The 11,188-nt window shown below is 39.8% G+C and carries 8 protein-coding genes, 1 tRNA gene and 2 pseudogenes; 8 read left to right on the forward strand and 3 right to left on the reverse strand.

The window, feature by feature from the left end; translation table 11 throughout:
- Positions 1-20: 20 nt before the first annotated feature.
- On the reverse strand, positions 21-1,529 hold the full coding sequence (gene pepA / locus INT04_RS08500) for a leucyl aminopeptidase (RefSeq protein WP_193015708.1): 1,509 nt from the start codon (positions 1,527-1,529) through the stop codon (positions 21-23).
- 286 nt (positions 1,530-1,815) lie between these two features.
- On the opposite strand from pepA, the gene lptF reads away from it, so the two are divergent.
- Positions 1,816-2,913 carry an LPS export ABC transporter permease LptF gene (gene lptF, locus INT04_RS08505; protein ID WP_193015709.1) on the forward strand — a complete coding sequence of 366 codons (1,098 nt, stop codon included), beginning with the start codon at positions 1,816-1,818 and terminating at the stop codon, positions 2,911-2,913.
- Positions 2,913-3,992: an LPS export ABC transporter permease LptG gene (lptG, locus tag INT04_RS08510; protein ID WP_193015710.1), complete on the forward strand. Its 1,080-nt coding sequence runs from the start codon at positions 2,913-2,915 to the stop codon at positions 3,990-3,992. Before lptF ends, lptG begins: the two co-directional genes overlap by 1 nt.
- A gap of 69 nt (positions 3,993-4,061) precedes the next feature.
- Here lptG and ampH read toward each other — a convergent pair whose 3' ends face one another.
- On the reverse strand, positions 4,062-5,294 hold the full coding sequence (gene ampH / locus INT04_RS08515) for a D-alanyl-D-alanine-carboxypeptidase/endopeptidase AmpH (RefSeq protein WP_193015711.1): 1,233 nt from the start codon (positions 5,292-5,294) through the stop codon (positions 4,062-4,064).
- 1,594 nt (positions 5,295-6,888) lie between these two features.
- On the opposite strand from ampH, the gene INT04_RS08520 reads away from it, so the two are divergent.
- The 3 genes and pseudogenes from INT04_RS08520 to INT04_RS19340 form a co-directional block, all read left to right on the forward strand.
- Positions 6,889-6,973 (forward strand) — tRNA-Leu (locus INT04_RS08520).
- A gap of 188 nt (positions 6,974-7,161) precedes the next feature.
- The gene (locus INT04_RS08525) at positions 7,162-8,433 is read left to right on the forward strand and encodes a tyrosine-type recombinase/integrase (RefSeq protein ID WP_193015712.1); all 1,272 of its coding nucleotides are present in this window, start codon (positions 7,162-7,164) and stop codon (positions 8,431-8,433) included.
- Between the two features lie 28 nt (positions 8,434-8,461).
- Positions 8,462-8,698: pseudogene (locus tag INT04_RS19340) on the forward strand (integrase); the annotation flags it as partial.
- A 202-nt stretch (positions 8,699-8,900) separates the two neighbouring features.
- Here INT04_RS19340 and INT04_RS19345 read toward each other — a convergent pair.
- A pseudogene (locus tag INT04_RS19345) lies at positions 8,901-9,087 on the reverse strand (IS3 family transposase); the annotation flags it as partial.
- Between the two features lie 249 nt (positions 9,088-9,336).
- On the opposite strand from INT04_RS19345, the gene INT04_RS08530 reads away from it, so the two are divergent.
- The 3 genes from INT04_RS08530 to INT04_RS08540 all read left to right on the forward strand — a co-directional run bounded on the left by INT04_RS08530 (position 9,337) and on the right by INT04_RS08540 (position 11,183).
- On the forward strand, positions 9,337-10,521 hold the full coding sequence (locus tag INT04_RS08530) for a hypothetical protein (protein WP_208291971.1): 1,185 nt from the start codon (positions 9,337-9,339) through the stop codon (positions 10,519-10,521).
- Positions 10,522-10,585: 64 nt separating this feature from the next.
- Positions 10,586-10,771 (forward strand): hypothetical protein, encoded by a 186-nt coding sequence (locus INT04_RS08535; protein ID WP_166685026.1) that lies wholly within the window; start codon positions 10,586-10,588, stop codon positions 10,769-10,771.
- Positions 10,772-10,925: 154 nt separating this feature from the next.
- Entirely contained in the window at positions 10,926-11,183 is a 258-nt protein-coding gene (locus INT04_RS08540; RefSeq protein ID WP_166685025.1) for a hypothetical protein, read from the forward strand.
- Positions 11,184-11,188 lie beyond the last annotated feature (5 nt).

Raw genomic sequence — 11,188 nt, forward strand, 5'->3', positions numbered from 1 at the left:
ACCCTGATAATTATGCGGTATTAATCGTCGCTATTCAAACCCGCGCGATTAAGTAAGAACTGAGACAATAAAGAAACAGGGCGACCGGTTGCCCCTTTTGCTTTACCAGAACGCCATGCAGTACCCGCAATATCCAAGTGAGCCCAGTTATATTTAGTTGCAAAGCGTGCTAAGAAACAACCTGCGGTAATGGCACCGCCTAGACGACCACCAGTATTGGCTAAATCAGCAAAGTTAGACTCAATTTGCTCATAGAATTCATCACCTAATGGTAAACGCCAAGCGCGGTCGCCCGCTTGCTCTGATGCATTCATTAACTCGTGTGCTAATGGATTATGGTTAGACATTAATCCACTGTAGTGATGCCCTAAAGCGACCATACAAGCACCTGTTAATGTCGCGACATCTACCACTAATTCAGGTTCAAAGCGCTCAACATAGGTTAATGTATCACACAGCACTAAACGACCTTCAGCATCTGTGTTTAATACTTCCACCGTTTGGCCTGACATGGTTGTCAGAATATCACCCGGGCGATACGCTTTTCCACCCGGCATATTTTCACAACCGGCTAGCACACCGATGACGTTGATAGGTAATTGCAGTTCAGCAACTACACGCATCACACCATAAACAGTGGCAGCACCACACATGTCGTATTTCATCTCATCCATGCCATCAGCCGGCTTGATAGAAATACCACCAGAGTCAAATGTCAGCCCTTTGCCCACTAATACGATTGGGCGAGCTTCTGGATCTTTACTGCCTTTGTACTCAATAATTGACATTAAAGATTCATTTTGAGAGCCCTGACCTACCGCAAGGTAAGCATTCATACCGAGCTCTTTCATTTGCTCTTCGCCAATAACACGCGTAGAAACATGTGAAGCCGAATCTGCTAATTGACGTGCTTGAGAGGCTAAATAAGCCGCATTACAGATATTCGGTGGCATGTTGGCTAAATCTTTACAGGCTTTAATCCCTGATGCGATAGCTAAACCGTGTGCAATTGCACGCTCGCCACTAGGTAGTTCACGACGAGTAGGAACATTAAAGACCATCTTACGTAATGGACGACGTAATTCTGTCTTATTGCTTTTCAGTTGATCAAAGGTATAGAGGCAGTCTTTTGCAGTCTCAACCGCTTGACGTACTTTCCAGTAATTATTACGACCTTTAACATGCAGCTCAGTCAGAAAGCATACCGCTTCCATAGAGCCAGTTTCATTGAGCGTGTTAATGGTTTTTTGAATGATCTGTTTATATTGACGTTCATCCAACTCACGCTCTTTACCGCAACCGATCAGTAAAACGCGCTCAGAGAGAACATTAGGGACATGATGTAACAGCAATGATTGTCCGACTTTGCCTTCCAGTTCACCTCGGCGTAACAAGGCGCTGATATAGCCATCACTGATTTTATCAAGTTGCTCCGCGATCGGAGATAAACGACGAGGCTCAAACACCCCCACGATAATACAAGCGCTGCGTTGTTTCTCTGGGCTGCCGCTTTTTACATTAAACTCCATGCGTTCTCCTGAATATTAAAGACAAAAACGGAAAGTATCGTTTAGAATAGTGATCCGCATTAATCTACCCCATAGAAAGTTTACTTTTTATGTTAAGCTAAATGCATTAATTGAACACAACTAATTTAGCTAACTTATAAGCTTGTTCTTATTGGGAACCTGTTTATAGCATGTTTTGATATCATTTGGGCTGCAAGAATGTCTAACTGAGATGCACAAATGATAGATATACAACGAAGTTAGCGATTTTCCTGCAAAAAGACAAGTTTTCACAGGCATAACTAGCGTGATTATAATTCGATATTTAGCTCGGGAAACCCTTAAAAGTCAGATAGCCATCTTATTTATTTTGATGCTGATCTTCTTTAGCCAGAAACTGGTTGAAATTTTAGGGGCTGCTGTAGAAGGTAATATTCCAACAAACCTTGTGATTTCTCTGCTGTGGCTGGGAATTCCCGAGATGGCACAGCTTATTCTTCCACTGAGCCTTTTTCTTGGGCTTCTGATGACTTACAGCAAACTTTATGTTGAAAGTGAGATAACCGTCATGAATGCGTGCGGAATAGGTAAGAAAGCATTAGTGCAAGCTGCACTGCTGCTCTCATTACTGACCAGCGCATTAGCCGCAGGAAATGTCATTTGGCTTATTCCTTGGTCATCAGTACATCAAGAGCAAGTGCTTGAAGATGCCAAGGCAAACCCAAGTTTAGCGGCCTTGATGGAAGGACAATTTAAAATGTCCAGCGACCGTAATATGGTGCTCTATCTTGGAAGCGTAAAGGGTAATCAATTTCAAGATGTGTTCCTTGCGCAGTTGCGCCCAACGCAAGATCAGCGTCCATCTGTTGTGGTGGCAGATAAAGGCTATACCAAAGAATTACCAAATGGGAATCAGGTCGTTGTGCTAAGCGAAGGAACTCGCTATGAAGGTACAGCCGTGTTACGTGATTTTCGTATCACTGATTTTAATGACTACCAAGCGGTGATTGGGCATCGTGAATCGACGATCAGCAGCAATCGTGTAGAGCAAAAGACAATGTCAGAGTTATGGCATTCAAATGAAACAGAATCTATTGCAGAGTTTCATTGGCGCTTAACCCTGATTTTCTCTGTCGTCATTATGGCGGTGATGGTGGTGCCTTTAAGTGAGGTCAATCCACGCCAAGGCCGCGTATTAAGTATGCTGCCTGCAATGTTGCTTTATCTGGTCTTTTTCTTATTACAAAGTTCTTTGCACTCTAATGGTGAAAAAGGAAAAGTGGATCCCCTCATGACCATGTGGGCAGTTAACGGTGTGTATTTTGCCATTGCTGTCTTATTGAATATTTGGGATACCTTGCCTATGCGTAAATTCCGAGCTCGCTTTAAGAAAGGAGTTGCCTGATGTTTGGTGTATTAGATAGATATATCGGGCGTACAATTTTACAGTCGATTTTAATGACACTGTTCTTGCTGGTTTCATTATCCGGCATTATCAAATTTGTCGATCAACTGCGTAAAGTAGGGCAAGGGGACTTCACCACCCTGGATGCAGGTATTTATGCCATTTTAAATATTCTTAAAGATGTGCAGATTTTTTTCCCCATGGCTGCATTACTTGGTGCGTTATTAGGGCTTGGTGCATTAGCAACACGCAGTGAGCTGGTGGTGATGCAAGCATCCGGTTTTACCCGTTTACAAATTGCGGGCTCTGTGATGAAAACGGCTATTCCATTAGTACTAATAACCGTACTGATTGGTGAGTGGGGCGCGCCTCAAGGTGAGCAGTATGCACGTAACTATCGCGCAGAAAAAATCATGGGTAACTCTTTAGTTTCTACCAACCGTGGTATGTGGGCTAAAGATGGCAACCAATTTATTCATATCAACCGAATAAAGAGCCAAAATGAGATGCAAGGCATCACACTCTATGATTTTAATGATGATAGAAAGCTAGCAACTGTGCGTTACGCATCAAGTGCAACCTATGACGTGAATAAAAAAACGTGGATGTTGAAACAGGTTGAGCAGTCAGATTTAACTAATTCACAAAAAATCACGGGTAAAAAACAAGTATCGCTTGAATGGCCGACACGATTAACGCCTGAAAAATTAAGCGTGGTTGCGTTAGATCCGGATGCATTGTCAATAAGCGGGCTCTATCAATACGTTAAATACCTGAAACAGAGCGGACAAGAATCGGCAAACTATGAGCTGAACTTCTGGAAAAAAATCTTTGCACCGATTTCTGTTGCAGTAATGATGTTAATGGCGCTGTCATTTATTTTCGGCCCATTACGTACTGTGCCTATGGGATTAAGAGTTGTAACAGGGATTTCTTTTGGCTTCTTGTTCTATATCGTTAATGAAGTGTCAGGACGATTAAGCCTTGTTTATGGGATACCCGCCGTGATCGCGGCGTTAGTGCCAGGAATATTATTTTTAACCTTAAGTTTATGGTTATTGATGAAGCGAAATCGCTGAGTATTATCAGACTAAAAAAGCCAAAGCGCCTCTAATGAAGGCGCTTTTTTTAGGTCTGTTGGCATGTCATTATTGGTAAAAATCTTTTGCCAGTGCGCGTACAAGGGCATTAGTACCTTGAGTGACTTCACTGAATTTGGTGCCATTAGGCTTACGGGTGATCACGACAAATACACCAATATTTAATTCAGGGATGGTTGCCATATAAGTATTAAATCCACCGCCACCGCCTGTTTTTTGATAGATAGCAGGAATTCCATTGGCAGGAGCCATATAAACCCAACCTAAACCCACACCATCAGCACGACCCGCAACATCCATACCTTCGATTGACGATAATTGGTTACGAGGAAAGTAAATAGATTGCTCCTTGCTGGCGGTTGCTTTTCTCATGGCATTATGAGAAGTCAAAAAGCCTTGCATCCAACGTTGCATATCTGCAGGGGTTGAATACACACCGCCACTTCCAGCGGCTGCAAGGGTGTCAGAGCATGGACTGGGTTTATATCCCACTAATAATCGTTGGCATTGTGCTTGGGTTGGCGTCAGTGTGGTATTCGTCATTCCTGCTGGCTGAGCAACATAGTGTTGTAAGAGTTGAGGATAGCTTTTACCTGAAGCTTTCACTAAGGCATCTGCTAATAAGTCATAGGCTAAATTTGAATACGCAGCTTGAGCCCCTGCGGGTGCAGTGAGCGTTGCTTTTTTTAACCAGTTCCAACGATCGCCATGGGTCGGCCATATAAAAACAGGTCTACCCCATTTACCGCCGGGTTGTTCTCGAGGAAAACCGCTGGTATGACTGGCTAAATGATAAAGACGAATAGGTGATTGAGCATTTACTAACGGGATATTGACACCGTAGTAATTATATTTTTGTAATGGGTCAGTAACTAATAATTTTCCATCATCTTGCAGTTTTAGCATCACTTCACTGGTCATCAGCTTTGTAATTGAAGCGATACGAATAAGCGAGTTCATTGATGGCGTATTACGACTTTCTGGCGTAGTCGTCCCAAAAGAACGATTTAAGGTTTGAGTGTTATTGATCATGACAATAACCATACCTTGGGGATTACTCTTTTGATAAATCTGTGATGCATATTTATCAAATAACACGCTTGCATTACTTACATTCGGGCTTAATGCCGTTGGCCACTGTGTAAGTTCAGGCACATTATTATTCTGCTGATTTAACATAGAAGGAAGTGTTGCAGGGGGTAATGATGAACGCTGGCTACACGCATTCAATGTCAGCAACGCAATGGGGATCATAAGATATTTTAGAAACTGTTTTTTCATTTTTACTTTCAACAGAAGTCAGTGAGGTGAAAGGAGTGCGATCAACATAAAGTAGTTTATGTTTTAATTTGGGCCTTTCTTATCGCGCTATTTTTTCTTTATCATTTTTAATATGGCACCTACGATAATACCAACAAATATACCCGTTATAATCCAGCCAACAATGCCCATAACACCGCCTTCTAATCAGATTTAAACCAAATTTTGATTATATTATCAGAAATAAGAATGTCTATCAGTGCAAGTGCCAGTTATCAGAAAGTTGACGTTAAATGTGTCAAATTGTCTCTGATAAAAGGATTGAGAAGAAAAACTGCATCATAAAAAGACATTTCTCTAATATTTTCTCTCTAAAAATGAGGTAAGTATTACTGTTAAGTTACAATCTCCCTCGGTTTACCTTAGTTTTCAACTCTATTATTAGCTTTTCTTTATTATTAAGTTAGGATATGTATATCAAGAAAATGTTAATTAATGGTGTTATAATCTTCTGAGTGTTGTTTTTGTGGTTTATTGCTCTTGTGTTTATTGGTTTTCGACTTTTTATTGAAGCTTTATAAAGATAATATAAGAGTGTGTCATATTTTGTAATAATTTACTGATTGTAGGATTGTGAAATTAAATTTATTATAGCTTCATCAAGTCGAGAGACTGAAAATATAAGCGTTACAGAGCAAAGATAACACAGCAATAATAGAGTGAAGTAATAAGAAGGCGTATTATAAAATAGCCTCTTCAATAATAAATAAGTTATATATTAGTAGTAATATTTCAACACCATTATATTAGATAGCAGTTCCTTTGTTAAAGCAGTAAATAAGTGCCTTTGTTATAGAAGTAATAAGTACCTTTATATTAGATAGTAGTTCCTTTGTTATAGAAGTAATAAGTACCTTTATATTAGATAGTTGTACCTTTGTTAAAATAGTAAATAAGTACCTTTGTATTAAATAGTCATTTCCTATGTAGTAGTAAGAAGTACCTTGTTAAAATAGTAAGTTCCTTTATATCAATAATATGCAGTATCTATAAGTAAGTTAATTTTTAATATAAAAACATAACTACCTTCTTCCTCACACCAGGGAAGAAAAGGGCAGTGACGCTACAAAAATAATTTATAGTCATTAAAATAAAACAAAGCCCTCGTTTAGCAGTACTGTCGGATCAAAACACTAACCCAGTTTTGATCCTTTTTTTATTAATCGATATATAAATAAAAATATAACGAATTAATGAAATAAAAATATATAGATAATAACTTTTATATTAAAAAGATATTATTATAAAAATAAGTGAATATATTTAAGGTTGGTTACTGTTATAAAAAAGAGGAAAAGGAGAAAAAAACAGATAAAAAAGAATAAATAAAAAAATCAAAATGGGATGCAGTGGCAACAAGCCATTTTGATTATTGATACAATATGGCTTAAACCTAAACGGTTGAGGCATAGGTTTAGCATTATAATCGTACTTTCAGGGCAGCTATAAACCCTAAATGCCTTTTTTTTCGCCAATCAAGCTGAAAACTAACAATAATTGTTGCGGGGGTTCTCCACGCAAGTATAATGAGCGGGTTTTCCAAAAACACTTCAGTGCCGGAGTGGCGAAATTGGTAGACGCAGTTGATTCAAAATCAACCGCCTTCGGGTGTGCCGGTTCGAGTCCGGCCTTCGGCACCATAAGAACATCAAGAGACGTCAACCGACGTCTTTTTTTGTATCTGAAATCCCAGTTTTACAAGGCTTTTCCCCACTTTTCAGTCTTCCCAAGTATACTAAGGTCAACCCACATCAAGTACCTGCTGTTGGTATATGTGTTGGTATCTCTCGATTCGATAATAGTTTGTACCAACAGAAGGAGATAAATCATGGCTCTTACTGATGCTAAAGTCAGGGCTGCCAAGCCTTTGGATAAATCGTATAAATTGACCGATGGTGATGGTATGCACTTGATGGTACATACCAACGGCTCAAAATATTGGCGTTTACAGTATCGCTTTGGCGGTAAGCAAAAAATGTTGGCTCTGGGTGTTTACCCTGATATTTCACTCGCAGAAGCCAGAGAGAAAAGAGATGCTGCCAGAAAGTTAATTGCTAATGGATTTGATCCCAGCGAAAAACGCAAAGAAGTGAAAGAAGAGCAACAAAAGGAATTTAATACCTTTGAGAAGGTTGCTCGTGATTGGCATGCAACAAATAAGAAGTGGTCAGAAGGGCATAGCCATCGAGTCCTCAAAAGCCTTGAGGACAATATCTTTGCTGCTATTGGTAAACGCAATATAGCCGAATTGAAAACTCGCGATCTACTCGAACCGATTAAAGCCGTGGAGATGTCTGGACGTCTTGAGGTTGCTGCACGTTTACAACAACGTGTGACAGCTATTATGCGTTATGCCGTACAAAGCGGTTTAATTGACTATAACCCTGCACAAGATATGGCTGGCGCAGTTGCGACAGGTAAACGAGTCCATCGGGCAGCTTTAGAACTGAAACGCCTACCAAAGTTCTTACAACGCATCGATGCTTATAAGGGAAGACCTTTAACTAAACTTGCAGTCAAACTTACCTTGTTAGTCTTTATTCGTTCCAGTGAATTGCGCTTTGCTCGTTGGGACGAAATTGATTTTGAAAATGCCATGTGGACGATCCCTGCTGAACGCGAAGCGATAGAAGGCGTTAAACACTCCCATCGCGGATCAAAAATGCGCACTACCCATTTAGTTCCTTTAAGTAGACAAGCCATTGAGATCTTAAAACAGATTTATCAGTTCAGTGGTAATCACGACCTGATCTTTATCGGTGATCATAATCCTAGAAAACCCATGAGTGAAAACACAGTAAACAACGCATTACGTGTGATGGGCTATGATACTAAGACGGAAGTCTGTGGACATGGTTTTAGAACGATGGCATGTAGCTCGTTGATTGAGTCAGGATTGTGGTCGAAGGATGCAGTAGAAAGGCAGATGAGCCACCAAGAACGCAACTCAGTGCGCGCGGCTTATATCCATAAGGCGGAGCATATAGAGGAAAGGCGATTGATGGTGCAATGGTGGGCGGATTATCTGGATGCGAACAGGGAGAGGGAGATTTCACCGTTTAGTTTTGCTAAGTTGGGTAATCCATTAAAGCCAATTTAAATCAGGCTATTTAATTGATTGGGTATTAGGGAAGCTAACAGGATATGATTTCTGCTACATGATGAGTATAATTTTGCATGAAAATAGCTATAACTCTGCCTGGATTGAGACTCAGCTTGCTCATATCGACAAGAATGCGATCTGTGGTACATATAATCATACACAGTATATGGATGGGAGAAGAGAAATGATGTAGTAGTATGCAGACTACATGGATGGGTTGGAGGAGAGTTTGGATAATGCTGTTAATGTGAATTTTAAGTAATATTTAACAACCATCTTTACGTTCAAGCGTAAAGATGGTTGTTGTAGTGTCTTTATTTTTTTATACCTATAAAATAGGTAAGGTATTTAAGCTGCATTGATGAATAACTCTGAAAGTGAATGGTACTTTTCCGGGATACTTACACTTCATCCCGTTCGGCCAGTCGTCGCTTAAGACAGTTGATTCTAACAGACATTTCCTACTCAGCTGCGGAAGATGAATAGACATTCTTTAGTTTGCTGCGTTAGGTATAAAGATGTGGCTCATACAGACTAAGCACCTACTGCGGCAGGAATACTGATGCGTTCAGCGAGTTTCAGGGCTTCATTTTGGAATTTAGGTGTGTATTGTTTACGGAGCATTTTGCTTGTTGATCCTGTGTTTGTCATGTGTAATCACTTCTGGATGAGAGTTTACTCACTTAGTCCCGTGTCCACTATTGGTGGGTAAGATCAAAATCCTCTGGAATAGAGGGAAATATAGAGACTATCCTGATTTCTGTTATAACATAATGAGCTCCGTAAGCGGCTTTTGAAGTGGTCGACAAAGCCCAGAAAAGTACAAAAATATTGCATGCTTATAAATAATCTTATAAATTCAGCAAGATATATACAGTAACTCTTAAGGCTAATCAACCCGTGAGAAAAATTAAAGAAAGTATTAAGTTGCATTTCGATTTACTAAATCTCGATCTTCGTCTTAATCGTAATGGACGCTACATCGACCAAAAATGTACACCAGACATGTTTTCATCTGTGAGCGATGTGATTTTGGAAATGTATGAAAATGGTCAAAAATCGTTCACAGTGCGTGATGTTATGGACTCAGATGAACTCAACGAAGTAATGGTGGAACAGTTTAAGAAACCGCCTATTGCTCATCCAGGAGCAGCTAAAGAATATGATAAAGTTGCCTCGCAACAAATCAAAGCACTCACACAAGCAGGCGTTTTACAAGAAGCCGGCAAGTTAGGAAACTCAAAACTATACAGCGTCGCCAATGAGGGCTTTCTTCGCTTCATAGCAACCAGCGAGCGTAATGCTCTGAAGTTTTTGACCATCTATCTAACAAAAACGATGCAAGATAGCGGACTTTATCCTAAGTTCGAGCAATATTTTGCTAGCCCAACCAAGTCTAACTATATCGACCTCAGAGACACCTACTGTAATTTTATCATCGATAACACTAATATTAATGGGGTTACGGAATGTCGTCGAATCTTCGCCAAGGTTCTTAATCCAATCGCTTTTTCAAAGTCCTCTCATGGAACCATTGATGGGCGTCCATCGCCTGAACCAATCCAATACCAAGATTTGTTCTACAATCGTCCTAATTTTAGAGATCTTAACAAGCCGAAAGGCATGCCAAGGAGCACATTCCTAGAGCAAATTCCAGAGGAAACGACCACTGAGATCTACCTCGTCAACAAAGCGAAGAAGAGTATACGTCGCTACCACGAGGGTAAAAGTGAGGTGAATCGTTTCAAGGAGTTGGAAGCTAGCCATGTTCATCACATTTTTCCTCAGTCAGAGTTCCCTGAACTTTCTGATACGTTTGAAAACCTGATCTTACTAACGCCAGGTCAGCACCTTGCGTACGCGCACCCAAATGGTAATACTCAAATCGTATCGAAGTCTTATCAGCTTGTTGCTCTACTAGCCAAACTAGACAGTATTGAACGTTCCGTTTTCTCTCTATTTGACGAGTTTTATAGCTTGAGTGATTTTATCAATATGGTCAACATTGGATTAGATTCAGATCTCCTAACAGAGGGAATGGGTGTAGAAGAGATCAGATATAAGATTGCAACAGCGTATATTTAGACGAAGCTAAAATTGGGTAAAGGCTACTATACAAAGGCAAATAATCATAGAATTTACTAATGAAATGATTGAGCAATCAATTATTCAAACAAAGAAGCGCAATCCTGATTTAAAACCGCATTTTGAAAACATAAACATGCCTAAAGAAGAAGGTCATCAAATTGGTTTTTTAGGTGAGTTTGCCGCCTGCGATTACTTCGGGCTAAATTGGCTAGATAATATTCGAACAATTACAAACTCAATTTACTAAGTCATGTAACCAAATAGAGAAACATTCTCTTCAATGGAGAAAAAGACCTTACTTTCAACATGAGTCAATTTTCGATGACCAACCTTATAGCAGACGGCTTAGAAGACGGCTGATTAATACAGGACAAAGAGTAGAATTAGAGAAGAAGTATGTCGTGTTATTTGGTGCTGTAAATAGAGATAGCATAATTGAGCATGAAAATAGTACATTTTTAAGAGGCTTAAGCGGTTGGCTTCCTTTTGGTTACATTACAGTTAATAACGCAATGAAGTATCCAATCATTGAGGGTAAACTGTTTCCAGCTAAAAATCCCAGATATCGAACTCCTGTAATGGCAATTAAGAGCTCTGATTTACTATCAATTGATAGTCTAAAGCAAAGATATACCAAACATAAAGAGACCCACTGTTAACACAG

Origin of the sequence: Proteus sp. FME41 (assembly GCF_014897315.1) — a bacterium.
Classification (GTDB): Bacteria; Pseudomonadota; Gammaproteobacteria; order Enterobacterales; family Enterobacteriaceae; genus Proteus.

Bases quoted from the DNA above. Each gene is read 5' to 3' on its own strand.
- pepA (WP_193015708.1), bottom strand. From the start codon at position 1,529: ATGGAGTTTAATGTAAAAAGCGGCAGCCCAGAGAAACAACGCAGCGCT.
- lptG (WP_193015710.1), top strand. From the start codon at position 2,913: ATGTTTGGTGTATTAGATAGATATATCGGGCGTACAATTTTACAGTCG.
- ampH (WP_193015711.1), bottom strand. From the start codon at position 5,294: ATGAAAAAACAGTTTCTAAAATATCTTATGATCCCCATTGCGTTGCTG.
- INT04_RS08525 (WP_193015712.1), top strand. From the start codon at position 7,162: ATGGCTCTTACTGATGCTAAAGTCAGGGCTGCCAAGCCTTTGGATAAA.
- INT04_RS08535 (WP_166685026.1), top strand. From the start codon at position 10,586: ATGATTGAGCAATCAATTATTCAAACAAAGAAGCGCAATCCTGATTTA.